The following is a 24889-nucleotide window of genomic DNA, read 5'->3' as shown; positions in this document are numbered from 1 at the left end:
TAATCTTTGACTTATGTCTGTTACCCTTGGATTGATGTTGCGTGTTGATAGCAACCCTGTAGCGATGCCTGTGCCGCCGCTAATGCAGGGTGAGCGGCCTGTGCGTCCGATTATTGAGGCGGAGAGAGTCGTTGAAGTCACATCAACGGCGCGCAATAAATCCTTGCGAAATAACACCCAGATTCACTATCGGGGTGATGCGCAGCCAGCCCAAGAGTCGCCAGCCACCTATTCACGTCGTGGTGCTTCGGGGCCGGCATTGCCGGAACTTAATGGACAGTTGCTTAATTTATATGCTTGATGAATAATCGTCTGAACAGTAAAAATCATGATCGTGATGCTGTTGGAATGCTGTATGTGTACCCGGTAATTTCCCGGCGCGCTGGCGGTGTCTCTGTTGGTATCAACCTTAATCCGAACAATGCCTGTAACTGGCATTGTGCCTATTGTCAGGTGCCTGACTTGCAGCGTGGAGTCGCCCCTGATATTGATTTATCTCTCTTGCGCGCTGAGTTGAAACGCTTGCTGTCTGACATTATTTTGGGTGATTTTATGCGAGATCGCGTGCCGGAAGAGTGTCGGACGCTATGCGATGTGGCTATTTCCGGAAACGGGGAGCCCACCAGTTGCAAGCAGTTTGATGTTGTGGTGCAAATCATTGTTGAAGTAATGAATGCGTTTGGACTTGATGTGCCATTGCGATTGATCACCAACGCTTCTTATGTCCACAAAGCGCATGTTCAGGGTGGCTTAGCTTTGATGGCGCAGCATCAAGGTGAAGCGTGGGTGAAGGTGGATAGTGTTACCGATGCCGGTATCCAGCGTATTAATGGTATTGCTCTGGGCGTGGATCGTTTGCGGCGGCAGCTTGATTCGGTGGCGGCGGTTTGCCCTGTGTGGATTCAGACCTGTATGTTTAACTGGCAGGGAGAGGTGCCTTGTGAATCCGAGGTGGTCGCATATATCGATTTTCTGAAAACACTACTGCGTGATGGCGTGCCGATTTGCGGGGTGTTACTGTATGGTCTGGCGCGCCCTTCTTTGCAGGAAGAAGCTATGTATCTCTCCACGCTTGATCATGAATGGATGCAGGCGATGGCTGACAGAATCCGACAAGCCGGCCTTGAAGTGAAACTATCTGTATGATCTGATCCTTTGTGTAGTTTAAAAGTCAGCTAGCAAATCTTCGAGTACTTCTACATTAATTCGCATTCTGCCACGACCTTCGCCTTGTCTGAGGATGTCATCCCTTTTAAGTTGGCTGATAGCGCGTGAAATGGTTTCACGGCTGGTTGAAAGTTGATCTGCCAATAGCTGATGGGTGGGCAATACGGTGTCGCACCAGCCATCCGTATCTTGCTGGCTAAACCGGTGGCAGTGATCGACCAGATAGGTGTAAAGGCGATGCGGCACATCCATGCTGCTGACGCGTTTGAGCATGCCACTGGTTTTGCGTAGTCGAGCTGCTGTTTCTGTGAGTAGTTTTAATGAAATTCTAGGTTGATCGAGCAGTAGAGGGACCAGATCACTCCTGCGAATATTGGCGAATTTACAATCTCCCATGGTAGTGACATTGGCTGAGCGTGGCTCTTCATCAAGCAGAGACATTTCGCCAAAAAAAGAAGCTTTACCGAGCAGGGCTAAAACAACTTCGCGGCCATCCATGGAGTAGGTGGAGACTTTTACTTCACCGGATAATATAATATACAGTGAGTTTCCGGGTTCGAATTCTTGTACTACGATGCTCTTTTTTGGAACCTCAATACTGGATGCAAGTGCGGCTACCGCTCCCAGTTCGTCGTCATCAAGCTCTGTAAAAAGTGGAACTTTTCTGAGCGTATCAATCATTGCCATGCGTTGCTCCATTGGTGTCGATGCAGCCAAGTCTGATTGAAACAGGCCATGTGGCTACAGTGCAGCCGCCAAGGTGCGCTTGCATCTGTGTTAGTGCTTTTTCTACACGCTCGGTTGTGTCGATGGCTTCAATCATAAGTGGTAGATCATTGGATAGCGCTAAAAATGAGGTGGAGTGTATGCCGTTTTGTCCTATGCCTTCTATGCCGCGCAATACGGAGACGCCTCTGAGTCCGGCGTCGTGGCAGAGTTTAAGAATGCTTTCCATGGCTGGTTGGCCATCAATTTTACTGGATTCATGCAGATAAATGCGCAGACAGCTTGCTTCTGTCATGGGTATGATGGCTCCTTTGCGTGGTGTGATTCAAGATAGTGCAAGTAGTATGTATGCAGATTGATCAGCTGACAAGTGTCGGACTTTTGGACGCTTCAGGGTAATCGTATGAAAATATTCTTTTGTTTCAAGTAGGTCAGGCAGTGAATAGAAAAAAGCATTCACCACAGGGGCACAAAGGTACAGAGGAAGGCTTGTGTGAGAAGGCGCATGATGAAGTTTTGACCGCGTTTACTTTGCGAAACGGTATCGTGAAGCCCTATGTTGCCTTTGAATTTCCTCTGTGTTTTTGTGCCTGTGTGGTGAAAAATAAGAGGGAAGCTTTTTTAATGCGATTGTTCTGCCCTGGCTTCTATCGGCGTGCTTGAATTGTATGGCGATCACTGCTGGAGTGAGGGCATGAATGATGATGGAAATTGGCAGGTGGTGGAGCGGCCAGCAGAGGGAGATGCGGTCTGTTTTGATCTGCAGGCGACAATGTCTCTATCTGATGGGGCAGAAGTGGAGCTGGTAGAGCAAGGTTTTTTGCTCTGTTTTCAAGGTGAGTTGCGAGCCTGGCGCAATCATTGCCCGCATGCAGGCTCTCCGCTGGACTGGGTTCCAGGGCAGTTTTTTAGTGATGATGGTGAGTCTTTGGTTTGTCATACACATCACGCGCTATTTCAGCCTTTGTCGGGTGAGTGTCTGGCTGGACCCTGTCCTCGGGGTTTGTACTCTTTATCTATTCAGGTGTTGGAAGAAGGGGTGGCGGTTCCATTGCGTGTTCATTTGTAATGAAGTCGTGATAGGTGGTCTGCTGCCGCGATGTTGGCTTTTAAGAAAGTTATCAATTGTAAAGCTTGGTTTTTTTCAACAAAAATGCTTAGGATGCGGGCATAAGGGAGTCTTGAATACCATATTTTTAGTGCGGCTTTTTAACGCTGTAGAGTGTTGAGAAACTTGACCGATATGGATGTCGGTGGTAGCAAGCACCCGCACGAAAAAAGGGTAGTTTTGGGCTTCAGGGAGGGGATTCATGGGCGCGGAGTATCTCGCCAATCAATATGCACCAATCTTTATTTTTATACTCATTGCACTTGCAATGGGTGCTGCTCCTCTTGCGCTAACCTTTCTTATTGCAGAGCAGAAGCCGAATGCAGAGAAACTTTCTGCCTACGAATGTGGTTTTGAAGCGTTTGAAGATGCCAGGCTGCAAATTGATGTTCGGTTCTATTTATTAGCAATATTGTTTGTTATTTTCGACCTTGAAAGCGCGTTTCTGTTTCCATGGGCTGTCGTGCTGGATCAGATCGGCCTGTTTGGCTTCGTTGAAATGGTGATGTTTCTTGTGATCCTGTTGGTTGGATATGTTTACGCTTGGAAGAAGGGGGCCTTGCAATGGGAATAGAAGGCGTTCTTGAAAAAGGTTTTATTACCACTACAGCAGATAAGCTGATCAACGGTGCGCGTGCTGGTTCATTATGGCCGATGACCTTTGGTTTGGCATGTTGTGCGGTTGAGATGATGCATGCCGGTGCTTCGCGTTATGATCTGGATCGTTTCGGTGTCGTGTTCCGCCCATCTCCACGTCAGGCTGATGTGATGGTGGTAGCTGGTACGTTGTGTAACAAGATGGCTCCGGCACTGCGCAAGGTCTATGATCAGATGTCTGAGCCTCGCTGGGTGATCTCGATGGGTTCATGCGCCAATGGCGGTGGTTATTACCATTATTCATATTCGGTGACGCGTGGCTGTGACCGTATTGTACCAGTAGATATATATGTGCCGGGTTGTCCTCCGACCGCAGAAGCATTGCTTTATGGCTTTATTCAGTTGCAGGAAAAAATCAAGCGCACCAATACGATTGCTCGGTAGGTAATGATGACAGAGAAATTGCAGGACGACATTGGTACAAGTGCATCGGCGGAAGTTTCTTCTGTGGTTGCGGGTTTGCGAGATAAGTTTGGTGATCTGGTGCTGGATGCAAGTGAAGGGCTGGACTGTCAGGTGGTGCTGCTGCATCGGGATGCGATTGCAGAGGCGTGTCATTATTTGAAAAATGAACATGCATTTGAACAAGTGATGGATATTTGCGGTGTCGATCTCTCTGAGATGCCGGGCTGGCCGGCAGATGCACCACGTTTTGAAGTTGTCTATCATCTGCTTTCAGTATCAAAAAATGAACGTCTGCGTTTGAAAGTGGGTGTGAATGAGCGCGAATTGGTTGATTCAGTGACTGAAGTATGGTCCACAGCCAACTGGTTCGAGCGTGAAGCATTCGATATGTATGGTATTATCTTTAACCATCATCCTGATTTGCGTCGTTTGCTTACCGATTATGGCTTTGAAGGGCATCCGTTGCGTAAAGATTTTCCTGTTACAGGTCGTGTTGAAATGTTCTTTGATGAAGCGCAGTGGCGCTGCGTGTATCGACCCAATGAAGTGCAAGAGCGCGTGTTGGTAGATCGTACATGGCCGGGAGTTGACCGTGGCTGAAATTAAGAATTATACGCTGAATTTTGGTCCCCAGCATCCTGCTGCACATGGTGTGTTGCGTTTGGTGCTTGAGCTGGACGGTGAGGTGGTTGAAAAGGCTGACCCGCATATCGGACTACTGCATCGCGGTACCGAAAAACTATTTGAATACAAAACTTATCTGCAAAATGTTCCATATTTTGACCGCTTTGATTATGTCTCGATGATGGCTAATGAGCATGCTTATGCCTTGGGTGTTGAGAAGTTATTGGGCATCGAAGCGCCTGAACGGGCGCAGTATATTCGTGTGATGTATGCTGAATTAACACGAATTCTTAACCATACTATGTGGTTGGGCGCGGTGGCGCTGGATATTGGTGCTATGACCGTTTTCTTGTATTGTTTCCGAGAGCGTGAAGATATTTTTGATTATTACGAGGAAGTCAGTGGTGCGCGTATGCATGCTGCCTATTTCCGTCCAGGTGGCGTATCAAAAGATCTACCGGATGGATTGTTGGATAAAATCAAGGGTTTTACCGAACGCTTTCCAACCTATGTCGATGAGTATGAAACGCTGTTAACTGAAAATCGTATCTGGAAACAGCGCAATGTGGATATTGCCATTGTGGACGAAAAAGCTGCGCTGGATTGGGGTTTTACCGGTCCGATGATTCGCGGTTCCGGTATTGAGTGGGATCTGCGCAAAAAACAGCCGTATGATGTGTACGACAAAATGGACTTTGATATTCCTGTCGGGGTCACAGGTGACTGTTATGACCGTTATCTGGTGCGTGTGGAAGAGATGCGCGAGTCAAATCGCATTATTCGCCAGTGCATTGAGTGGCTGGAAAAGAATCCCGGACCTGTAAAGGTTGATGACCTGAAGCTGACCAACCCGCGTCGCGCTGATATGAAGGCGGATATGGAAGCGTTGATTCATCACTTCAAATATTTTCAGGAAGGTTTTCATGTCCCGAAAGGTGAAGTGTATCAAGCGGTGGAACATCCAAAGGGCGAGTTTGCGGTGTATATAGTTTCTGATGGGTCCAATAAGCCGTACCGTATGAAGGTGCGAGCGCCTGGTTTTGCCCATATTGAAGCGCTGGATTATATGATTCGTGGCCACATGGTTGCTGATGTTGTGGCAATTCTTGGTACGCAGGATATTGTATTTGGGGAGGTTGACCGATGAGTACGGATGCGGTTAGTTCTCAAGAAGTCCGCTTCAGTGATGAGCGCCTGAGCGAAATTGCGGAGCTGGTGAAGCGTTATCCCGGAGCGCAGTCGGCCTTGATGCCTGTATTATATATGGCGCAGGAAGATTTTGGTTATATTTCCATGGATGCACAAAAGATGATTGCTGAAGTGCTGGGCCTTCGTTTGATGAAAGTGCGTGAAGTGGTGACTTTTTATACGATGTTTAAAGAGCAGCCTACCGGTAAATATCTTTTGGAAGTCTGTACCAATGCAGGCTGTATGCTTAATGGTGCTGATGAACTGGTTGCACATATGTGCGAAACCTTGGGTATTAAACAGGGTGAAACCACTGCAGATGGTTTGTTTACCATTGCGGAAGTGGAGTGTGCGGGAGCATGTGCTGGGGCACCTGTTGTGCAGGTGAATAACACATATCACGAAAAAGTTACGGCTGCTGATATGGATGCATTGATTACAAGAGTTCGTGATGGAGGTGCGGCATGATGCTTTTGCAGGATAGCAAAACCACACGCGCTTTAGCGCGCACGCAGTGTGACGCACATGAGCTGTCTGGCATGATGATTTTGCAGGATAGCAAAATCACACGCGCTTTAGCATGCACGCAGTGTGACGCACATGGAGGTGCGGCATGACCATTTCCTCTGATCCTAAACAGGTGAAACAGATTTGTTTCGATAACATCAATGTGCCGGATATGAATACGCTGGCCGTGGCACAGAAACACGGTGCATATACATTTCTATCTACTGTACTCAAAGAGTTCAGTCCAAGTAAAATTATTGATGAAATGAAAACATCCGGATTGCGTGGACGTGGCGGGGCAGGTTTCCCAACTGGTCTGAAATGGTCATTTGTGCCGCGAAACACCGGTAAGCCAACATATCTGTTATGCAATGCAGATGAAGGTGAACCTGGTACATTCAAAGACCGGGATATTATGCGCTTTGATCCACATCTGCTGATTGAAGGCATGATCATGGCTGGTTTTGCGCTCGATGTGAAAGATGCTTATATCTATGTGCGTGGTGAATTTGTGCATGAAGTGAATGTCATGAATGCAGCCATTAAAGAAGCTTATGCGGCCAATCTACTGGGCGAAAATATCCTTGGCAGTGATTATAGTATGAATCTTACTGTGCATCGTGGCGCTGGCGCTTATGTATGTGGTGAAGAGACAGCCTTGATTGAATCATTGGAAGGCAAGCCGGGTCGCCCGCGCTTTAAACCACCGTTCCCTGCTATTGAAGGCTTTTATGGCTGTCCAACCGTTGTGAATAATGTGGAAACACTGGCGACAGTACCTGCGATTCTGGAACTTGGCGGTGCCTGGCATGCGGCTATTGGTATTCCCAACAATGCGGGTTGCAAGATTTTCTCAGTGTCAGGTCATGTGAATAAGCCGGGCAATTATGAAGTACCGATGGGCACATCACTGAAAACATTGATTGAAGACTATTGTGGTGGTCTTCAGCATGGAACAGTGCCAAAAGTTATTATTCCGGGTGGCTCTTCTACACCATGGTTACTGGGCGAACATTATGATACTCCGCTTACCTATGATGATTTGATGAAAGCGGGTTCGTTTCTGGGGTCAGGAGCCATTATTGTGATGGATGAAACGGCTGACTTGGTGGCGTTTACACGTCGTTTGACGCATTTCTATGCGCATGAATCATGTGGTCAGTGCACACCATGTCGTGAAGGTACTGGTTGGCTGGAACGTGTGATTACACGTGTTGAAAATGGTCAGGGAACGCAAGAAGATGTAATCGTATTGGGTGATGCTGCAACGCATATGGCAGGACGCACTATTTGTGCGTTGGCTGAAGGTGCAGCGGCGCCGGTGTTGTCATTACTTAAACATTTTCCTGAAGATGTACAAGCTTGTTTGGGAGAGAATGCGTAATGACCTCTTTATTTATCAACGATCAGGAAGTCGAAGTCGCGGCGGGAACTAGTATTTTAGAGGCATGCCGTGAAAACGGTGTTGATGTACCTTATTTCTGTTATCACCCTGAACTCTCCGTAGCGGCCAATTGCCGTATGTGTCTGGTGGAAGTGGAAGGCTGGCCTAAGCCTGCTGCATCATGCTGTACACCAGTTGGCGAAGGTATGAAGGTGGTTACTCAGACACCCGGCCTTGAAAAAGACCGTGAGATGATGATGGAGTATCTGCTTATTCATCATCCATTGGACTGCCCGGTCTGTGATCAGGGCGGCAGCTGTAAATTACAGGATTATACGGTAGAGCATGGCGCATCGAAAGGTCGTTATAGTGAACCTAAACGAGCTGTAGTGAATTATGAGTTGGGTCCGTTTGTAAATACTTGCATGACACGCTGCATTCATTGCACGCGCTGTGTTCGTTTTGCCGATGAAGTGGCCGGCACTGGCGATATCGGTGTGTTGAATCGTTCTGATCATATGACCATTGCAGGTATTGTTGAAGAGGCTTTGGAATCTGAATTGTCTGGCAACCTGCCGGATATTTGTCCGGTTGGAGCCTTGCTGGATAAGCCTTCCCATGATGTATCGCGTCCATGGGAAATGACCCGTCATCAGAGTACATGTACGCAGTGTCCAAATGGCTGCGATATTCAAATTGAATCACGTGATGATGAAGTGATGCGTATTCAACCGGTTGAAAATAGTCCTGAGCCATGGATTTGTGACCGCGGCCGTTATGTTTATGATGCTTTCCGCTCTGAACATCGCATCCTGGCACCAAAAGTACGTGAAAATGGTGCGTTGGTTAGTGTTGACTGGGATGATGCGTTTACAAAAACATCTGAATTATTGAAAGGTAAACGTGTTGGCATTCTGTTTTCTCCTGATTGGAGTGTGGAAGGTCAGGCATCTATTCGTCTGATGCGTGATGCGCTATTTCCTGATGCACACGTTGCGTATGATCTACACCGTCGTGATATGCGTCCATTTGCCTTCGAAGAAGGTTTCTCTATGACTACTGCTCAGATTGCTGATAGCGATCAGGTAGTAGTGCTGGGTTCTGACCTTAGGCAGCGCCTGCCATTGTTGATGCAGCGTTTGCGTAAGCGCGGTCTGGCTGGCAAGCCGGTCTCAAGAATCGGTGCGATGAATTACCGCACCAATATGGATGTTACCAATGATGCATTGATTCGCCCCCGTGACTGGCCGGCTGTCATTGCTTTTGCTATGGAACAGGTCAGCGCTCTGGGTAAAACAGCTGCCGGTTTTGATGCGTGGATTGCTGCTGTAGCTGACCGCCATGAAGCCGGTAAAATTCTGGCTGACGCGTTGATGGCGGATAGCTGTGCTCTGTTGGTAGGTGAAGAAATTCGTTCGCATGATGATGCGGCGGCCTTGATCAATGGTCTCGATCTGTTGATGCGTGCATGTGGCCATGCTGAAAAAGACAATGATGGTCGCAATTTGATACCGGAAGGCATGAATACGCAGGTGCTCAGTACAATTTACGGTGATGTGCGTGTTAGTGCTGGTGATCTATTCGCTTCAGCTTCGGCGGGTGAGTTGGATGCATTGATTCTGGTTGGTAGTGATCCGCTTGGTGATGGCTTGTTTCCAGCGGCTGCCAAGGCGGCTCTGGAGAAAGTGCCTTTGATTCAGGTTGCGGCGGTGTCAGGGCAGGTTAGTAAGTACGCGGCAGTGCAATTGCCTGCAGCTTCCTATGCAGAAATTGAAGGTACGTTTGTGAATATGGAAGGTCGTGTTCGCGTTGCAACAAATCCGATTAAGTCACTTGGTCAGGAGCGTCCGCTATGGAAAGTGATGATGCGCATGATTCAGGTCATGGGTGGTGAAGTGCCTGCAGTGAATTTGGAAGAGCTGCGAGCATTAGCGTGTCAAAGTGTTCCTATATTGGCAGACGTTTGCGTTGGTGCTGATCGTGATGCTGTTATGGTTGCTCCGGCTCGCAACAAAGGCTTGGTTACCTATCCGCGCGCCCAAAAAAGTAAATTTAACCTGGACGTTGTGAGTCGTTATTCAATGTACCGTGAAGGTGCGTGGGTAAGAGCATCTGAAGCGTTGACAGAAGCTGGCAAGATTCATGCCTTGGGTGATGTGATTGTGCATCCTGACACATTGATTGCTAATGGATTGTCTGAGGGTGAGAACAAAGTAAGCTCTTTCCTCGGTGAATCGCTGTATCAAATCGCTGTTCGAGAAGATGTCAGTCCGGGAGTATTGTTTGTTTCCAAACGTGGTGTCGCGGGTGATCTGTCTGATGTGACTGAAGCTTCGATTTCAGGAGGGGCTGTATGACACTATACATGATAGTTGTTGAACGTGCTTTAGCACGCCTGCAAGGGACAGCACATGGAGGTGCTGTATGAGTGGTCTTGATATGGCGATTCAGGGTGGTATCTGGGCGCTGGAAATTCTTGCTATTGCAGTACCTATTGCACTGTCTGTTGCTTACATTACCTACTTCGAACGTCGTATTATCGGCTGGATTCAGGTACGTAAGGGCTGTAACCGTGTAGGTCCTGCTGGTCTATTGCAGCCTTTGGCAGATGGACTGAAACTGGTGTTGAAAGAGACAATTATTCCGGCTCGAGCGAATAAAATGTTGTTTATTGGAGCGCCTTTATTGTCTCTGATGCCAGCTCTGGTGGCTTTTGCTGTCGTGCCGTTTGGTGAAACATCGTTGTTTGGTGTGTGGGAAACACCACATATTATGGCGATTTCGAACCTGAATGTTGGTCTGCTTTATGTGATGGCGATTTCATCCTTATCTGTTTACGGTGTATTAATGGCTGGTTGGGCATCCAACTCCAAATATCCAATTATGGGTTCGATTCGTTCTACTTGTCAGATGATTTCATATGAAATATCTATGGGGTTTGGTCTGGTAACGGTGATGATGCTGGCTGGTTCTCTGAACCTGAGTGACATCGTACATGCTCAGGCTGGCGGTATTCTTCACTGGTACATGATTCCACTGTTTCCGATGTTGATCGTGTTCTTTATCTCCGGATGTGCTGAAACCGGCCGTACACCATTCGACCTGACTGAAACGGAAGAGCTGGTTTCAGGTTATTATACTGAGTATTCAGGTATGTGGTTCGCAACATTCTCCCTGGCTGAATATGGTGCCATGATTATGATCAGCTTGCTGACATCCATTCTGTTTCTGGGTGGTTGGTATGCACCGATTCCGGCTCTGGATATTATTCCGGGCACCGTCTGGTTGTTGGGTAAGACTGCGTTCCTGATCTTTGTATTTATCTGGTTCCGTGCAACATTCCCGCGTTATCGTTATGACCAGATGATGCGTCTGGGTTGGAAAATATTCCTGCCTTGGACATTGGGTTGGATCTTTGTCGTTGGTATGTTTATTTACACACCTGGTCTGGACGGCATTATCGATTTCTGGCTAGCGTGGAGGTAACGATATGCTGAAGCGTGCATTTAAAACGTGGTTTCTTTGGGAGCTGTTGATTGGTCTGTCTGTGACAGGTCGATACATGTTCAAAAAGAAGATTACGGTTGAATATCCGGAAGAAAAAACACCGCTATCACCGCGCTTTCGTGGCCTGCATGCACTACGTCGTTATGAATCCGGCGAAGAGCGTTGTATTGCCTGTAAGTTGTGTGAAGTGGTTTGTCCTGCCTTGGCCATTACAATTGAATCTGAAGAGCGTGATGATGGATCTCGACGTACGACACGTTATGACATCGATTTCAGTAAATGTATCTATTGCGGATTCTGTCAGGAAGCGTGTCCGGTTGATGCTATTGTGGAAACGCAAGAATTTGAGTATGCGACTGAGACGCGTGCTGAACTGTATTATGATAAAAAAATGTTATTGGCTGTGGGAGATCGTTATGAAAAACAGATCGCTGCGAATCTTGCTGCCGATGCACGTTACAGTTGATCAGGGGCTGATATGAAAACAACAAGCTCTATAGTCGTTAGGGAGGCGTAATGCTCGAAACCGCATTTTTTAATCTGTTTGCCGGGTTGTCGATATTTGCTGGCCTTGGTGTGGTGTTGTCTCGCAATACCATGCATGCAGTCATGTTCCTGATTTTTTGTTTCTTTAATGCGGCCGGCCTGTTCTTTCTGCTGGATGCTGAGTTTCTGGGCATTATTCTGATATTGATTTATGTCGGGGCAGTGATGGTACTGTTCATGTTTGCCATCATGATGTTGGAAGTCAATGTATCCAAGATGCGCGATAACTTTCTTCAGTATTTACCGTTGGGTGGCATGATTGCTGTTATCCTGATGATTGAATTTGTCGCAGCTTCAACGACAGGGGTGTTTACTGAGGGTGCGAAAGCCACTGCAGAGCATCTGGCGATGGATGTGAATAACACCAAGGAAATCGGACAGATTCTTTATACGAAGTATCTATTGGGATTTGAAATTGCTGCGATTATTTTGTTGGTAGCATTGGTCGGCGCGATTGTATTAACGATTCGTGGTCGTAAAGATGCGAAATATCAGAATATATCGAAGCAGGTTAATGTGCGCAGAGAAGATCGTGTGCGCAAGGTGAGTATGTAATGGTCGGATTATCTGAATATCTCATTGTAGCCGCAGCGTTGTTCTCTCTCGGCGTGATAGGCTTGTTTCTAAACCGTAAAAACGTGATCGCAATTTTGATGTGTATCGAATTAATGTTGTTGGCTGTGAATATTAATCTGGTGGCTTTTTCACACTTCTTGAACGACATATCGGGGCAGATTTTTGTATTTTTCGTGTTAACTGTAGCTGCATGTGAAGTGGCAATCGGTTTGGCGATTCTGGTGAGCTTCTATCGACTACGTCGTTCGATTGAAATTGAAGACATCAACACGTTGCAGGGTTAAGGGGGAGTAAAGTGGAAGTAACGGCATTGAATACTACTGAACTACTCGCGATACCTGCTTTACCGCTATTGGCGGCATTACTGGTTGGTCTGTTCGGTTGGGCTTTAAAAGAGAAACTGTCACATATAATAACATCAGGATCAGTGATTTTATCAGCGCTGTTATCGATTCATATCTTCACGCAGGTATTGGCCGGGGCCTCATTTGAAGGCAATTTCTGGACCTGGATGCTGGCTGGTGATTTTGTCGTACCTGTAGGTATGATGATTGACCGCTTGACCGTCATTATGATGATCACAGTGACGATCGTTTCAGCATGTGTGCATATTTATACCATTGGTTATATGCATGGAGATCCGGGGTATTCACGTTTCTTTTCATATATTTCAGCCTTTACCTTCTCCATGCTGGTGCTGGTTATGGGTAATAACTTTTTCACGCTGTTCTTCGGCTGGGAAGCAGTGGGACTGTTCTCATATCTGTTGATTGGTTTCTGGTACAAGCGTGAGTCGGCCAACTATGCAGCATTGAAGGCCTTTATTGTGAATCGTATTGGTGATTTCGGCTTTCTCGTCGGTGTGTTAGGTGTGTGGTATTTCTTTGGCAGCGTGGAATATTCAGTAGTCTTTGCCAAGGTGCCTGAACTGTTTGCGCAACATGCTTCACTCAGCTTTATGGGCTGGGAGTTTTCAGCCATTACATTTATCTGTCTGGCACTGTTTATTGGAGCAATGGGTAAATCCGGCCAGGTACCTCTACATGTCTGGTTGCCTGATTCCATGGAAGGTCCAACACCTATCTCCGCACTGATTCATGCTGCAACCATGGTAACTGCCGGTGTATTCATGGTGGCTCGCCTCTCTCCAATGTTTGAGTTTTCAGAAGTGGCTCTGGCTACGGTAGTGGTGGTAGGAGCGGTCACTGCTTGGATGTGTGCAACGATTGGCCTTGTACAGAATGATATCAAACGGGTCATTGCTTATTCAACCTGTTCGCAATTGGGTTACATGTTTGTTGCCTGTGGTGTATCTGCGTATTCAGCCGGCATCTTTCATCTGATGACGCATGCGTATTTTAAAGCGCTGCTGTTTTTGGCTGCCGGTTCTGTGATTCATGCTGTTCTGGCGCAACAAGATATTCGTAAAATGGGTCAGCTGCGTAAATATATGCCGATTACCTATATTACAATGTTACTGGCTGCTCTGGCGCTTTCCGGAATTCCGCCATTTGCAGGTTTCTTCTCCAAGGATCTCATTATCGAAGCAACCATGATGCGTGAGTTTACCGAATATGGTTGGGTGGGTTCATTTGCGAGCTTCGCATTGTTGACCGGTGTGTTTATGACTGCCTTCTATACCTTCCGCATGTTCTTCCTGACTTTCCATAACTCAGATCGTGTAGAACCGGAAACCAAGGCGCATCTGCACGAATCACCAAAAGTGATTACGATTCCGTTGATTGTGTTGGCTCTCGGCGCTGTGTTCTCGGGTATGTGGGGTGTGATGTACCTAGATATTGCTAACCCTGAGATTGCTAAAGGCTTCTTCGGTACCAGTCTGTTTGTATTGGATGCCCATAACCCGTTGATGGAGTTGGCTGAGCACGGTGAACATGGCATGTTCCACTTCCTGTTGGGTATGCCGTTCTGGTTGGCCGTTGGTGGCATTAGTCTGGCTTATGTGATGTATTTCCGTGAATCAGCCATGCCTGCCAAATTCGCTAAAGCAGCAGGGCCGGTTTATACATTCTTGCTGAATAAATGGTACTGGGATGAGTTCTACGATAAATATGTCGTTGCTCCGGTTCGTTGTCTGGGTAATTTCTTATGGAAATCCGGAGATCTTGCGATGATTGATAAGGGTGTCATTCACCGTGGTATTGTGGATTCGATTAAAGACGGTGCAGCGCGCATGCGTGCGTTGCAAACTGGTATGGTATTTCATTATGCATTTGCGATGGTTATAGGTGTCTTCGGATTCCTTACCTATCTGTTGCTAAACGGTTAAGGGGAGAGAACGACGATGGAGCTACATAACGTTCTGGACTTTCCGATCCTGTCGCTGAGCATCTTTTTGCCAACCTTGGGTGCGTTAATTATCTGGTTATTTGTACGCGGTGATAACGCTGTACGCTGGGCCTCTTTGATTGTTGCTGTTGCGACATTCTTAGTGACATTGCCTCTTGTGCTGCAATTTGATTCGACGACTTCGCATATGCAGTTTGAGGAGTTCCACCATTGGATACCTGCTTTTAATGTTAACTATCAACTGGGTGTTGATGGCATTTCCATGCCGTTCATTGTACTAACCAGTCTGTTAACTGTTATTTGTATCATCTCTGCCTGGTCATGTATTCAGAGCCGTGTAAAAGAGTATATGATTGCATTTCTTGTGTTGGAAACAACGCTGATTGGTGTATTTAGTGCGCTTGATGCCATTCTGTTCTATTTCTTCTGGGAAGCGATGCTGATTCCAATGTATCTTATTATTGGTATCTGGGGCGGTAAGAACCGTGTCTATGCTACAATCAAGTTCTTCCTGTACACGCTGGCTGGTTCTTTGTTGATGTTGATTGCTGTGCTGGCGATGTATTTCAAGGCTGGTCACACATTCAGTCTATTGGCTTTCATGGATTATCCGTTTGACTTCACATGGCAGTTCTGGATTTGGATTGCGTTCTTTATTGCGTTTGCAGTGAAGGTGCCGATGTGGCCAGTACATACATGGTTGCCTGATGCACATACAGAAGCACCGACTGCGGGTTCAGTGATACTGGCTGGTATCCTGTTGAAGATGGGTGCGTATGGTTTCTTGCGTTTCTCACTGCCGATGTTGCCTGATGCATCGCAATATTTTGTTCCGTTGATGGTTGGCTTGTCGCTTGTCGCCATAGTTTACATCTCATTGGTGGCAATGATGCAGACAGATATGAAGCGCTTGATTGCGTATTCATCGATCGCTCATATGGGGTTTGTAACACTGGGTACGTTCATGTTCACCCAGGCCGCGCTTGAAGGTGCGGTGATTGGTATGATCTCACACGGTTTTGTTGCCGCTGCACTCTTCCTCTGTGTCGGGGTGATGTATGATAGATTGCATACACGAGAGATCGGGGATTATGGTGGTGTTGTCAATGTGATGCCGGTATTCGCCGCAGTGATGTTGTTCTTCTGTATGGCCAACATTGCTCTGCCTGGCGCGTCGGCCTTTGTTGGTGAAATCATGGTGTTGATTGGTACGTTTGAGGCGGCTCCGGCTCATCTTGGTGTTTCCGCCATGTGGATAGCAGTGGCTGCTGCAACCAGCGTCATTTTATCGGCCTGTTATACGCTGTGGATGTATAAACGTGTGGTGATGGGTGATCTGGTGAAAGACAGTGTTAAAACCATGAAGGATATGAGTTTCCGTGAATTTGGCTACTTTGTACCGTTAATGATTCTGACACTCTGGATTGGATTTTATCCGCTTCCTGTATTGGATCTCTTACACGTATCCGTTTCACATCTGATTGATCAGGTATCAACATCTAAGTTAGATGCCGCTGCGGCTCTGCTTCAGGCTATGCCTGCTGCCGAAGCAGCGCATCATTGAAGGAAGTAAATCATGGCTAATGTGACATTCCCTTTCCCGTTCCCTGATCATCTGATCACGCTGCTGCCTGAAATGATTGTAGCTGTGCTGGCGATGACCTTGCTGCTGGTGGATCTGTTTATCTCGAAAGAGAATAAAATTTGGACTGCATATATGGCAGTGATAACGATTGTTGTCGCGGCTATTGCAACCATTCAATTGTATCCGGTCGGTAGTATCGAAGCATTTTACGGTTTCTTCGTGTTTGATCCGTTTGCTGCATTCTCCAAGTTGCTCCTTTTTGCAGCAACAGCAATCTCGATACTCATCTCCATTGATTATATGAAGGATGAAAATCATGTCGGTGAATATTATGTGCTGATGTTGTTTGCTATGTTGGGCATGATGCTGATGATTTCAGCAACCAACTTCATTATTCTCTATCTTGGTATGGAGCTTATGGCTCTATGTACTTATGTGCTGGTGGGTTACCAGCGTGAAGTCTTGCGCTCAAACGAAGCGGCACTGAAATATTTCATTCTTGGTGCATTGTCATCTGGTATGTTGTTGTACGGTATCACCTTCCTGTATGGAGTAAGTGGCAGTTTCGATTATTCTGACGTTGGTGCAGCACTCCATGCGACAGGCAATGCTTCTGATCCGGCTGTGTTACTCGGTTTGGTGTTTTTACTGGCTGGTCTTGCCTTTAAAGTGTCCATGGCGCCATTCCACATGTGGACACCGGATGCTTATGAAGGTGCGCCAACGCCAATCACTGCGTTTATGTCTGTTGCCCCTAAAGTGGCTGGATTTGTTGTGATTGTTCGTGTTGCGGTTGATGCTCTTCCAGCGATGCAGACTGAATATATGACAATCCTGACTGGTATGGCGATATTGACTATGGCTATAGGTAATCTGGCTGCGATTGCGCAACGCAATATCAAACGTATGCTGGCCTATTCAACAGTTGGTCATGTTGGCTTTGTAGTTCTGGGTGTGATTGCTGGTAACGCTGATGGTTATGCTGGTATCCTGGTTTATCTGTCCATCTATATGGTGATGACGCTTGGTATATTCGCCATTATTATATTGATGCGCCGAGAAGGTATTCAAGGAGAACTGCTGGATGATTTTGCAGGCCTCTCAAAAGTACGCCCCGGTTATGCACTTGCTATGGGATTGTTCCTCTTTTCATTGGGCGGTATTCCATTCCTGGCCGGTTTCTGGGCAAAATATGCAGTATTTATTGCAGCGATCGAAGCAGGTCATGTTTATTTAGTGCTGTACGCACTGCTGTTTTCAGCTGTTGGTGCCTTTTATTATATTCGCGTGGTTAAATACATCTACTTTGACGAAGCACGTGTGACATTTGAATTTACAGAGAGTCGTGTAATGCAGGCCACTGTTGCTATTACAGCCGTTGCGATTGTTGCGCTGGGTCTATATCCGGATCCTTTGATGGATGCATGTAAGGCGGCTGTCGTAGGATTAATTTAAAGAAGTTTTAATATTTGTATGCAAGAAAAGATTGGCAAAGATGGTGAATAGAAAATATATACTTGTCACGAGGCTGGGGTGACGCTAAAATCCGCTTCGAAAATTGAGGGGTAGGGGGCTTACAGCATTCGTTGTACAGCATCTTATCAGTTTACTGGGGAGTTAAAGCTCTGGAAAATTTAACTGCACTGTCGCGAATTATTCGCATGCAGGTTATGGCGGGAATCCTCGGTTGTTTGGTTTTGCTAGTGTTAGGTTATGCCGCATTTGCAGCTGCTTTTGTTTATGGTGTGTTGCTGATGATTATGAATGCGTGGCTACTGGCTCGCAGGCTGAATCAGGCTAGTGAATTGAGTGTGGAAGCGATTCAGCGTTCCATATATGCCGGAGCTGCAATGCGCTTCGTGATTCTGATAGCAGGCTTGTTATTGGGTCATTTGATTGCCTTGCATCTCATGGTGATTGCGGCTGGAATGTTTGTGGCGCAAGTGTTGGTTTATATGATTGCCTTGATTGATTTGCGAAAAGAATCGATTTGAGAAAGATGAATTCGATCAGAGGTAGTCTGGTCGTTGAAAAAGAGTTTAAGGGAGACCGGTTTGGCTGAAACAAGTCATGGTGAAGGCGGCATTGCTGGACATCTTCAATATTGGACGCTGAAAATTGATGAGTCCAATCCATTTATGCAAATCCATCTCGATACAATGTTGGTTTCAATTATTGTGGCTGCAGGGCTGTTTATCTTTGCTTTGTGGTTGAAAAATCGTTTGGTTGAGGGTGTGCCGACTGGCGCGCAGAACTTCATGGAATCTGTGGTTGGGTTTATTGATCAGACAGTTAAAGATAACTTTCCTGTACATAATCCATTGATTGCACCACTTGCGTTTACTGTATTTGTTTTTATCGCACTTGTGAATACGATCGATATTTTGCCAGCCTTCTTGCTTGGTAATGTGGCCCACCTGTTTGGTGTAGAGCACTTCCGTCCTGTACCTACTAATGATCTTAATTTACCAGCAGCAATGGCTGTCTCGGTATTTGTGTTGGTGCTTTATTATGAGTTCAAGCTCAAGCCGGTTCATTTTATGAAAGAGTTGGTGATGGAGCCTTTTACAAGTTTAGTTCCGATCTATCTTAAGCCGTTTGTTATGCCGATCAACTTGATTTTGAAAGTGGTTGAGGAAGTGGCTAAGCCGTTGAGTCTTTCCTTCCGTCTGTTCGGTAACATGTTTGCCGGTGAGGTTATCTTCCTGTTGATTGCATTCCTGCTATTGGGTGGTGGTGCAGTGGGTATGGCGGCAGGTTTCTTTGTTGGTCTTGCCTGGACTGCGTTCCATCTGTTCATTGGTCTCTTGCAGGCATTCATCTTCATGATTCTGACGGTGGTGTATCTATCCATAGCACATCAACCAGTAGAACACTGATAAGTTTTTCAAAGCACTATATTAAAATATAAAGGAAAGGAGTACATAAAATGGACGCAAATATTATTATTACAGCTGCAACTGCAATTTCGGTTGGTGTTATTCTCGCTGCCGCAGGACTGGGTTCTGCAATCGGTTGGGGCCTCATCTGTTCAAAAGCACTAGAAGGTATTTCTCGTCAGCCAGAAATGCGCCCTCAGTTGATGTTCAACATGTTTATCTTCGCTGGTCTGATGGAGTCTTTCCCTTTCATCATCATGGCATTCGCTCTGTGGTTCTTGTTCGCTAACCCGTTCTTGGGCTGATTGTAAAAGAACTGCTGAAAGAATTAATGATTAAAGAGGAGGTCATATGAGTTTAGACCTGACATTTATTGGTCAGATTGTTGTTTTCCTGACATTGGTTTTCCTGATGAGGAAGTACCTGTACGGTCCAATGGCCGAATTGATGGAAGCGCGTTCTAACAAAATTGCTGAAGGTTTGGCTGCTGCAGATGCTGGTAAAGAAGCCTTTGCAAAAGCACAAGCTGAAATTGCTGAGCAATTGAATGAGGCGCGTGCAAAAGCTGTAGAGATTATCGCTGCTGCTGAAAAGCGTGCTGCAGAACTAGGTGAAGAATCAGTCACCAGAGCACGTACTGAAGCTGAAGCAATTATTGACTCTGCTCGTGAAGAAGTAGGCGCTGAACTTAATCGTGCCAGACAGACACTGCGCGCCGAAGTTGCTGATATTGCCATGCTTGCTGCTGAACAGGTTGTAGAGGCAGAGCTTGATGCATCACGCCATACCAAGTTGATAGAAGGTATTGTCAATAAGGGTTTTGGTAACGCATGAGTACCACACAAATATCCCGTCGTTACGCGGTCGCCCTGTTTGAATTGATTGGCGAAGGTGTCAATTTGCGGGAAGACCTTGCTAAGGCAGCTACTATAGTTGCTCTGGATGAAGTGTCTGAAGTGGTCGCTTCACCAGAATACCCTGCTTCACTGAAACAGGACGTTGTCGTTACCGCTGTTGGTGAAAAGATAGCACCGGAAGTTGAACGCTTACTGGCAGTGCTGGCCGAGCGTGAAAAGCTTTCTCTGTTGCCTGAGATTTCAGCTCTCGTTGAAGAGATGATTCGTTTGGCTGAAAGTGAAATTGATGCGGAAGTCACTGTTGCTGCTAAGCTTAATAAAGCTATAGCAGATAAGTTGACCAAAGCTTTAGAAGATACAACAGGCAAAAAAGTGCGTGTAAGCGTAACTCAGGATAAAGCTATCCTTGGTGGCATGGTTGTCCGGATTGGTGACCGTAAAATAGATTATTCGTTGCGTTCGAAGTTGGCCGGTTTACACCGCGTTCTTGCTTCTTAAGTAACAGACTGAGTATTAGAGGAAAACAGACATGAAGCTCGATACCACAGAAATTAGTTCAATTATTAAAGACAAGATCAAAGGCTTTGAAGTCAGTGCAGCTGATGCCAACGTTGGTCGTATTGTATCCGTTGGTGATGGCGTTGCCTTGATTCACGGTCTTTCCGGCGCAATGGCTGGTGAAATGCTTGAGATGCCCGGCGGCATCATGGCTATGGTGCTTAACCTTGAAGAAGACAGCGTCGGTGCTGTGATCTTCGGTGAATTCACTACCTTGTCTGAAGGTGATGAAGTCAAATGTACTGGTAAGATTTTTGAAGTGCCGGTTGGCCCTGAACTTAAAGGTCGTGTAGTGAATGCATTGGGACAGCCTATTGATGGCAAGGGCCCGATTAAAACTACACAAACTGATGCTGTTGAGAAAATCGCACCTGGTGTAATTGAACGTAAATCAGTTGATCAGCCTTTACAGACTGGTATCAAATCTATTGATGCAATGGTCCCTGTTGGTCGTGGTCAGCGTGAGTTGATCATTGGTGACAGACAGACTGGTAAAACAGCAATTGCAATCGACTCCATCATCAGCCAGAAAGATACAGGTGTTACCTGTGTGTATGTGGCAGTGGGTCAGAAGGCTTCTACCGTTGCAACTGTAGTACGTACACTGAGTGAACATGGCGCATTGGATAATACAATTATCGTTTCTGCATCAGCGTCTGAATCTGCGGCACTGCAATATCTTGCGCCATATGCTGGTTGCACGATGGGTGAGTACTTCCGTGATCGTGGTGAAGATGCACTGATTGTATATGATGATCTGACTAAACAGGCTTGGGCTTATCGTCAGGTTTCATTGATTTTGCGTCGTCCTCCGGGCCGTGAAGCATATCCTGGTGACGTGTTCTATTTACACTCCCGTTTGCTTGAACGTGCATCTCGTGTTGATGAAACATATGTAGAAAAATTCACCAACGGTGAAGTGACAGGTAAAACTGGTTCATTGACTGCATTGCCAATCATTGAAACACAGGAAGGCGATGTATCTGCATTCGTACCTACCAACGTAATTTCTATTACTGATGGTCAGATTTTCCTTGAAACTGCAATGTTCAATGCAGGTCAGCGTCCGGCCATTAATGCTGGTTTATCTGTATCCCGTGTTGGTGGTGCTGCTCAGACTAAAGCGATGAAGAAAGTCGGTGGTGGCTTACGTCTTGATCTGGCTCAGTATCGTGAATTGGCTGCATTTGCACAGTTTGCATCAGATTTGGATGCTGCTACTCGTCAACAGATTGAACGTGGTAAACGTGGCGTTGAAGTGTTGAAGCAGGATGAAAATGCTCCACAGTCTGTTGCTGAAATGACTGCAGTTCTTTATGCACTGAATAATGGTGATCTGGATGATGTCGATTCCAAGAAGATTGTTGCATTTGAGAAGGCATACCTTGCATATCTGAAATCATCACACGCTTCATTGATGGACGGCTTGAACGCTGCTCCGGCATTGAACGAGAAAGTCGAAGAGGGTTTGCAGAATGCGATTGCAGACTTTAAATCGACTGGCACGTACTGATTAGGATCTAGTCATGGCATCTGCTAAGGAAATACGCACTCAAATCAAGGCTATCCAGAACACTGGTAAAATTACCAAGGCGATGGAAATGGTTGCCGCATCTAAGATGCGTAAAGCACAGGCTCGTGTGGTTGAAGCGCGCGCCTACGCTGAAGGCATCAAACGTGTGGTTGGAAATTTGATGGGTGCACACCCTGAATTTCAACACTCTTTTTTGGTTGAACGCGATGTGGTGAAGAAAGTTGGCGTCATTGTAATCACAACCGATAAGGGATTGTGTGGTGGATTGAATACCAACGCTCTGAAAGCTGCTCTGGGTTTAATGAAAGAACAGACTGCCGATGTTGAAGTATTTACCATTGGACGTCGTGCGGGTTCATTCATGCGCCGCATTGGTGCAGAAGTTGAAGGCGTAGCAGAAAATATTCCTGATTCTCCGGAATTGGCTGATATTTTAGGTGTTATTACACTGGCCATTGAAAAATTCAAAGATGGTGGCATCGACGAACTGCATCTGGTCTATTCTGAATTTGTAAATACCATGACTCAGAAACCAACTACTATGCAGTTGATTCCTTGTCCTGTTCCTGAAGAAAAAGATGAATCAGGTTACTGGGATTATCTGTACGAACCTGAAGCGAAGATTGTGCTTGAAGGCATTCTACGTCGTTATGTTGAATCGTTGATTTATCAGGCAATGTTGGAAAACAAAGCATGTGAACAATCGGCTCGTATGGTTGCGATGAAAGCTGCTACTGATAATGCTAAGGATATCGTTAAAGATCTTAGCATCACATATAACAAGGCCCGTCAGGCCGCCATTACGCAGGAGCTGGCTGAAATTTGTGCCGGTGCAGCTGCGGCTGGTTAATAAGTTTAAAGATTAAGTGAGGTCATAACATGAGTACAGGTAACATTATTCAAGTGATCGGTCCGGTTGTGGACATTCGTTTCAATGCAGGTGAGTTGCCAGGCATCTACAATGCATTGAAAATGACTGATCCAAAGTTGACGCTCGAAGTTCAACAGCATGTTGGTAATAACACAGTACGTGCTATTGCAATGGGCAGTACTGATGGATTGATTCGCGGCATGGAAGTGTCTGACACAGGCGCTCCTATTCAGGTTCCTGTTGGTGAAGCAACGCTAGGCCGTATCATGAACGTGCTGGGCGAAGGCATCGACTTTGAAGGCGAAGAGGTTGCTTCTGAAACACGCTGGAGTATCCATCGCACAGCACCAAGTTTTGATGAATTATCTCCAGCCTCTGATATTCTGGAAACAGGTATCAAGGTGATCGATCTGATCGCTCCAATCGCCAAGGGTGGTAAAGTAGGCCTGTTCGGTGGTGCTGGTGTTGGTAAAACTGTAAACATGATGGAATTCATCAATAACATCGCTAAAGCACATGGTGGTTTGTCTGTGTTTGCTGGTGTTGGTGAACGTACACGTGAAGGCAACGATTTCTATTATGAAATGAAAGAGTCTAACGTACTGGACAAAGTTGCACTTGTTTATGGTCAGATGAATGAACCTCCAGGTAACCGTCTGCGTGTTGCATTGACCGGTTTGACTATGGCTGAGTATTTCCGTGATGAAGGTCGTGACGTTCTGATCTTCATTGATAACATCTACCGTTACTCTCTAGCTGGTGTTGAAGTATCTGCACTGTTGGGTCGTATGCCATCCGCTGTGGGTTACCAGCCTAACCTGGCTGAAGAAATGGGTCGCTTGCAGGAGCGTATTGCTTCTACTAAGACTGGTTCAATCACATCTGTACAGGCTGTTTACGTACCTGCGGATGACTTGACCGATCCGGCTCCTGCAACCACGTTTGCGCATCTGGATTCTACTATTGTATTGAGCCGTCAGATTGCTGAGCTAGGTATCTACCCTGCGGTTGATCCACTTGACTCTACTTCTCGTCAGCTTGATCCAAAAATTATTGGTATTGAACATTATGAAGTTGCACAGGGTGTTCAGCAGACACTACAGCGCTACAAAGAATTGCAGGATATCATTGCAATCCTGGGTATGGATGAGCTTTCAGATGAAGATAAGCTGATTGTACAACGTGCACGTAAGATGCAGCGTTTCTTGTCTCAGCCGTTCCATGTTGCTGAAGTATTTACTGGTTCTCCAGGTGTTTACGCCAAGAAAGAAGAGACCATCAAAGGCTTCAAAGGTCTTCTGGCTGGCGAATATGATCACATGCCTGAACAAGCGTTCTACATGGTTGGTGACATCTCTGAAGCTGTTGCTAAAGCTGAGAAAATGGCAGCGAAAGGCTAATGGCTTCCACTATGCAAGTATTGGTAGCTACGGCTGAACGCGAAGTGTATCGCGGTGATGCTGAGTTTCTGGTTGCTCCCGGAGCTGCTGGTGAACTTGGTATCTTCCCAAAGCATAGCCCGTTATTAGCAGCCTTAACTACTGGTGAGCTGAGAATCACTGTAGATGGACAGGTGGATGAAGTATTTGTTTCAGGTGGCTTTATTGAAGTTCAACCTGATATGATTACGGTGCTGTCTGATGCCGCCGAACGTGCTGGTGATATTGATGAAGCAGCAGCAATAGAAGCAGAACGTATTGCCAAAGACGCTGTTGAGACACATCAAGGTGATGTTGATTACGCTAAAGCTGAAGCTGAATTGGCCATGACAACTGCACGGCTGGCTTGGATTAAAAAGAAAAAGAGATAAGCTTTTCTTATCTATTCAAAGGGTCGCCATTGTGCGACCCTTTTTTTTAATAAAAAAACTGCAAACTTGATACTTTCCACTATAATCGCT

Annotated in this window: 28 protein-coding genes; 26 read left to right on the top strand and 2 right to left on the bottom strand. The window is 46.3% G+C overall.

Features of this window, described 5'->3' with window-relative positions; genetic code table 11:
* Window positions 1-13: 13 nt before the first annotated feature.
* Both D8Y20_RS04205 and D8Y20_RS04200 read left to right on the top strand, forming a co-directional pair.
* Window positions 14-301, top strand: a complete 288-nt coding sequence (locus D8Y20_RS04205) for a hypothetical protein (RefSeq protein ID WP_147434014.1) — start codon at window positions 14-16, stop codon at window positions 299-301.
* Window positions 301-1146 carry a radical SAM protein gene (locus D8Y20_RS04200; RefSeq protein WP_121541789.1) on the top strand — a complete coding sequence of 282 codons (846 nt, stop codon included), beginning with the start codon at window positions 301-303 and terminating at the stop codon, window positions 1144-1146. The genes D8Y20_RS04205 and D8Y20_RS04200 overlap by 1 nt, the downstream gene beginning before the upstream one ends.
* A gap of 18 nt (window positions 1147-1164) precedes the next feature.
* Here the strand turns inward: D8Y20_RS04200 and D8Y20_RS04195 are convergent, their stop codons facing one another.
* Both D8Y20_RS04195 and D8Y20_RS04190 read right to left on the bottom strand, forming a co-directional pair.
* Entirely contained in the window at window positions 1165-1854 is a 690-nt protein-coding gene (locus D8Y20_RS04195; protein ID WP_236075240.1) for a Crp/Fnr family transcriptional regulator, read from the bottom strand.
* Entirely contained in the window at window positions 1841-2188 is a 348-nt protein-coding gene (locus D8Y20_RS04190; RefSeq protein WP_236075239.1) for a DUF190 domain-containing protein, read from the bottom strand. Before D8Y20_RS04190 ends, D8Y20_RS04195 begins: the two co-directional genes overlap by 14 nt.
* Before the next feature lie 399 nt (window positions 2189-2587).
* Here D8Y20_RS04190 and D8Y20_RS04185 point away from each other — a divergent pair, with 399 nt between their 5' ends.
* From D8Y20_RS04185 to D8Y20_RS04070, 24 genes are all read left to right on the top strand, one after another.
* The gene (locus D8Y20_RS04185) at window positions 2588-2962 is read left to right on the top strand and encodes a Rieske 2Fe-2S domain-containing protein (RefSeq protein ID WP_121541788.1); all 375 of its coding nucleotides are present in this window, start codon (window positions 2588-2590) and stop codon (window positions 2960-2962) included.
* A 241-nt stretch (window positions 2963-3203) separates the two neighbouring features.
* Window positions 3204-3575, top strand: coding sequence for an NADH-quinone oxidoreductase subunit A (ndhC, locus tag D8Y20_RS04180; protein ID WP_121541787.1), 372 nt, complete (start codon window positions 3204-3206; stop codon window positions 3573-3575).
* The gene (locus tag D8Y20_RS04175; protein WP_121541786.1) at window positions 3566-4042 is read left to right on the top strand and encodes an NADH-quinone oxidoreductase subunit B family protein; all 477 of its coding nucleotides are present in this window, start codon (window positions 3566-3568) and stop codon (window positions 4040-4042) included. The genes ndhC and D8Y20_RS04175 overlap by 10 nt, the downstream gene beginning before the upstream one ends.
* 6 nt (window positions 4043-4048) lie before the next feature.
* Window positions 4049-4663, top strand: coding sequence for an NADH-quinone oxidoreductase subunit C (locus D8Y20_RS04170; RefSeq protein ID WP_121541785.1), 615 nt, complete (start codon window positions 4049-4051; stop codon window positions 4661-4663).
* Entirely contained in the window at window positions 4656-5834 is a 1179-nt protein-coding gene (locus D8Y20_RS04165; protein ID WP_121541784.1) for an NADH-quinone oxidoreductase subunit D, read from the top strand. The genes D8Y20_RS04170 and D8Y20_RS04165 overlap by 8 nt, the downstream gene beginning before the upstream one ends.
* A complete protein-coding gene (nuoE, locus tag D8Y20_RS04160) occupies window positions 5831-6343 on the top strand; it encodes an NAD(P)H-dependent oxidoreductase subunit E (protein ID WP_121541783.1) in 513 nt (170 codons plus the stop codon). The genes D8Y20_RS04165 and nuoE overlap by 4 nt, the downstream gene beginning before the upstream one ends.
* 145 nt (window positions 6344-6488) lie before the next feature.
* On the top strand, window positions 6489-7766 hold the full coding sequence (gene nuoF, locus D8Y20_RS04155) for an NADH-quinone oxidoreductase subunit NuoF (RefSeq protein WP_121541782.1): 1278 nt from the start codon (window positions 6489-6491) through the stop codon (window positions 7764-7766).
* The gene (gene nuoG, locus D8Y20_RS04150) at window positions 7766-10123 is read left to right on the top strand and encodes an NADH-quinone oxidoreductase subunit NuoG (RefSeq protein WP_121541781.1); all 2358 of its coding nucleotides are present in this window, start codon (window positions 7766-7768) and stop codon (window positions 10121-10123) included. Before nuoF ends, nuoG begins: the two co-directional genes overlap by 1 nt.
* 67 nt (window positions 10124-10190) lie before the next feature.
* Window positions 10191-11252 carry an NADH-quinone oxidoreductase subunit NuoH gene (gene nuoH / locus D8Y20_RS04145; protein WP_121541780.1) on the top strand — a complete coding sequence of 354 codons (1062 nt, stop codon included), beginning with the start codon at window positions 10191-10193 and terminating at the stop codon, window positions 11250-11252.
* A 4-nt stretch (window positions 11253-11256) separates the two neighbouring features.
* Complete coding sequence (gene nuoI, locus D8Y20_RS04140) at window positions 11257-11739, top strand: NADH-quinone oxidoreductase subunit NuoI (RefSeq protein WP_121541779.1); 483 nt, start codon at window positions 11257-11259, stop codon at window positions 11737-11739.
* 50 nt (window positions 11740-11789) lie between these two features.
* On the top strand, window positions 11790-12374 hold the full coding sequence (locus D8Y20_RS04135) for an NADH-quinone oxidoreductase subunit J (protein WP_121541778.1): 585 nt from the start codon (window positions 11790-11792) through the stop codon (window positions 12372-12374).
* Window positions 12374-12679 (top strand): NADH-quinone oxidoreductase subunit NuoK, encoded by a 306-nt coding sequence (gene nuoK, locus D8Y20_RS04130; protein ID WP_121541777.1) that lies wholly within the window; start codon window positions 12374-12376, stop codon window positions 12677-12679. The genes D8Y20_RS04135 and nuoK overlap by 1 nt, the downstream gene beginning before the upstream one ends.
* Before the next feature lie 11 nt (window positions 12680-12690).
* Window positions 12691-14685: an NADH-quinone oxidoreductase subunit L gene (nuoL, locus tag D8Y20_RS04125; RefSeq protein WP_121541776.1), complete on the top strand. Its 1995-nt coding sequence runs from the start codon at window positions 12691-12693 to the stop codon at window positions 14683-14685.
* Window positions 14686-14700: 15 nt separating this feature from the next.
* A complete protein-coding gene (locus tag D8Y20_RS04120; protein WP_121541775.1) occupies window positions 14701-16269 on the top strand; it encodes an NADH-quinone oxidoreductase subunit M in 1569 nt (522 codons plus the stop codon).
* 12 nt (window positions 16270-16281) lie between these two features.
* Window positions 16282-17745, top strand: a complete 1464-nt coding sequence (locus tag D8Y20_RS04115; RefSeq protein WP_121541774.1) for an NADH-quinone oxidoreductase subunit N — start codon at window positions 16282-16284, stop codon at window positions 17743-17745.
* Window positions 17746-17951: 206 nt separating this feature from the next.
* Entirely contained in the window at window positions 17952-18284 is a 333-nt protein-coding gene (locus D8Y20_RS04110) for an ATP synthase subunit I (RefSeq protein WP_121541801.1), read from the top strand.
* Between the two features lie 60 nt (window positions 18285-18344).
* On the top strand, window positions 18345-19169 hold the full coding sequence (gene atpB, locus D8Y20_RS04105) for a F0F1 ATP synthase subunit A (RefSeq protein WP_121541773.1): 825 nt from the start codon (window positions 18345-18347) through the stop codon (window positions 19167-19169).
* Between the two features lie 50 nt (window positions 19170-19219).
* Complete coding sequence (atpE, locus tag D8Y20_RS04100) at window positions 19220-19474, top strand: F0F1 ATP synthase subunit C (protein ID WP_121541772.1); 255 nt, start codon at window positions 19220-19222, stop codon at window positions 19472-19474.
* Between the two features lie 46 nt (window positions 19475-19520).
* Complete coding sequence (locus D8Y20_RS04095; protein ID WP_121541771.1) at window positions 19521-20003, top strand: F0F1 ATP synthase subunit B; 483 nt, start codon at window positions 19521-19523, stop codon at window positions 20001-20003.
* Complete coding sequence (locus tag D8Y20_RS04090; protein WP_121541770.1) at window positions 20000-20524, top strand: F0F1 ATP synthase subunit delta; 525 nt, start codon at window positions 20000-20002, stop codon at window positions 20522-20524. The genes D8Y20_RS04095 and D8Y20_RS04090 overlap by 4 nt, the downstream gene beginning before the upstream one ends.
* A 31-nt stretch (window positions 20525-20555) precedes the next feature.
* A complete protein-coding gene (gene atpA, locus D8Y20_RS04085; protein ID WP_121541769.1) occupies window positions 20556-22097 on the top strand; it encodes a F0F1 ATP synthase subunit alpha in 1542 nt (513 codons plus the stop codon).
* A gap of 13 nt (window positions 22098-22110) precedes the next feature.
* Window positions 22111-22968, top strand: coding sequence for a F0F1 ATP synthase subunit gamma (gene atpG, locus D8Y20_RS04080; protein ID WP_121541768.1), 858 nt, complete (start codon window positions 22111-22113; stop codon window positions 22966-22968).
* Window positions 22969-22997: 29 nt separating this feature from the next.
* Window positions 22998-24389 carry a F0F1 ATP synthase subunit beta gene (atpD, locus tag D8Y20_RS04075; RefSeq protein WP_121541767.1) on the top strand — a complete coding sequence of 464 codons (1392 nt, stop codon included), beginning with the start codon at window positions 22998-23000 and terminating at the stop codon, window positions 24387-24389.
* Window positions 24389-24799 carry a F0F1 ATP synthase subunit epsilon gene (locus D8Y20_RS04070; protein ID WP_121541766.1) on the top strand — a complete coding sequence of 137 codons (411 nt, stop codon included), beginning with the start codon at window positions 24389-24391 and terminating at the stop codon, window positions 24797-24799. The genes atpD and D8Y20_RS04070 overlap by 1 nt, the downstream gene beginning before the upstream one ends.
* The last annotated feature ends 90 nt before the right edge of the window (window positions 24800-24889 follow it).

Source organism: Mariprofundus sp. EBB-1 (assembly GCF_003665155.1).
Taxonomy (GTDB): domain Bacteria; phylum Pseudomonadota; class Zetaproteobacteria; order Mariprofundales; family Mariprofundaceae; genus Mariprofundus.
This window is presented reverse-complemented; position numbering and strand designations above follow the sequence as displayed.

Coding starts and splice junctions, on each gene's coding strand:
- D8Y20_RS04090 (WP_121541770.1), top strand. CDS start 20,000: ATGAGTACCACACAAATATCCCGTCGTTACGCGGTCGCCCTGTTTGAA.
- atpD (WP_121541767.1), top strand. CDS start 22,998: ATGAGTACAGGTAACATTATTCAAGTGATCGGTCCGGTTGTGGACATT.
- D8Y20_RS04115 (WP_121541774.1), top strand. CDS start 16,282: ATGGCTAATGTGACATTCCCTTTCCCGTTCCCTGATCATCTGATCACG.
- ndhC (WP_121541787.1), top strand. CDS start 3,204: ATGGGCGCGGAGTATCTCGCCAATCAATATGCACCAATCTTTATTTTT.
- D8Y20_RS04175 (WP_121541786.1), top strand. CDS start 3,566: ATGGGAATAGAAGGCGTTCTTGAAAAAGGTTTTATTACCACTACAGCA.
- D8Y20_RS04190 (WP_236075239.1), bottom strand. CDS start 2,188: ATGACAGAAGCAAGCTGTCTGCGCATTTATCTGCATGAATCCAGTAAA.
- D8Y20_RS04200 (WP_121541789.1), top strand. CDS start 301: ATGAATAATCGTCTGAACAGTAAAAATCATGATCGTGATGCTGTTGGA.
- D8Y20_RS04185 (WP_121541788.1), top strand. CDS start 2,588: ATGAATGATGATGGAAATTGGCAGGTGGTGGAGCGGCCAGCAGAGGGA.
- atpA (WP_121541769.1), top strand. CDS start 20,556: ATGAAGCTCGATACCACAGAAATTAGTTCAATTATTAAAGACAAGATC.
- nuoH (WP_121541780.1), top strand. CDS start 10,191: ATGAGTGGTCTTGATATGGCGATTCAGGGTGGTATCTGGGCGCTGGAA.
- nuoI (WP_121541779.1), top strand. CDS start 11,257: ATGCTGAAGCGTGCATTTAAAACGTGGTTTCTTTGGGAGCTGTTGATT.
- nuoE (WP_121541783.1), top strand. CDS start 5,831: ATGAGTACGGATGCGGTTAGTTCTCAAGAAGTCCGCTTCAGTGATGAG.
- D8Y20_RS04170 (WP_121541785.1), top strand. CDS start 4,049: ATGACAGAGAAATTGCAGGACGACATTGGTACAAGTGCATCGGCGGAA.
- nuoG (WP_121541781.1), top strand. CDS start 7,766: ATGACCTCTTTATTTATCAACGATCAGGAAGTCGAAGTCGCGGCGGGA.
- atpG (WP_121541768.1), top strand. CDS start 22,111: ATGGCATCTGCTAAGGAAATACGCACTCAAATCAAGGCTATCCAGAAC.
- nuoF (WP_121541782.1), top strand. CDS start 6,489: ATGACCATTTCCTCTGATCCTAAACAGGTGAAACAGATTTGTTTCGAT.
- D8Y20_RS04095 (WP_121541771.1), top strand. CDS start 19,521: ATGAGTTTAGACCTGACATTTATTGGTCAGATTGTTGTTTTCCTGACA.
- nuoK (WP_121541777.1), top strand. CDS start 12,374: ATGGTCGGATTATCTGAATATCTCATTGTAGCCGCAGCGTTGTTCTCT.
- D8Y20_RS04110 (WP_121541801.1), top strand. CDS start 17,952: ATGCAGGTTATGGCGGGAATCCTCGGTTGTTTGGTTTTGCTAGTGTTA.
- D8Y20_RS04070 (WP_121541766.1), top strand. CDS start 24,389: ATGGCTTCCACTATGCAAGTATTGGTAGCTACGGCTGAACGCGAAGTG.
- D8Y20_RS04195 (WP_236075240.1), bottom strand. CDS start 1,854: ATGGCAATGATTGATACGCTCAGAAAAGTTCCACTTTTTACAGAGCTT.
- D8Y20_RS04120 (WP_121541775.1), top strand. CDS start 14,701: ATGGAGCTACATAACGTTCTGGACTTTCCGATCCTGTCGCTGAGCATC.
- D8Y20_RS04135 (WP_121541778.1), top strand. CDS start 11,790: ATGCTCGAAACCGCATTTTTTAATCTGTTTGCCGGGTTGTCGATATTT.
- D8Y20_RS04205 (WP_147434014.1), top strand. CDS start 14: ATGTCTGTTACCCTTGGATTGATGTTGCGTGTTGATAGCAACCCTGTA.
- atpE (WP_121541772.1), top strand. CDS start 19,220: ATGGACGCAAATATTATTATTACAGCTGCAACTGCAATTTCGGTTGGT.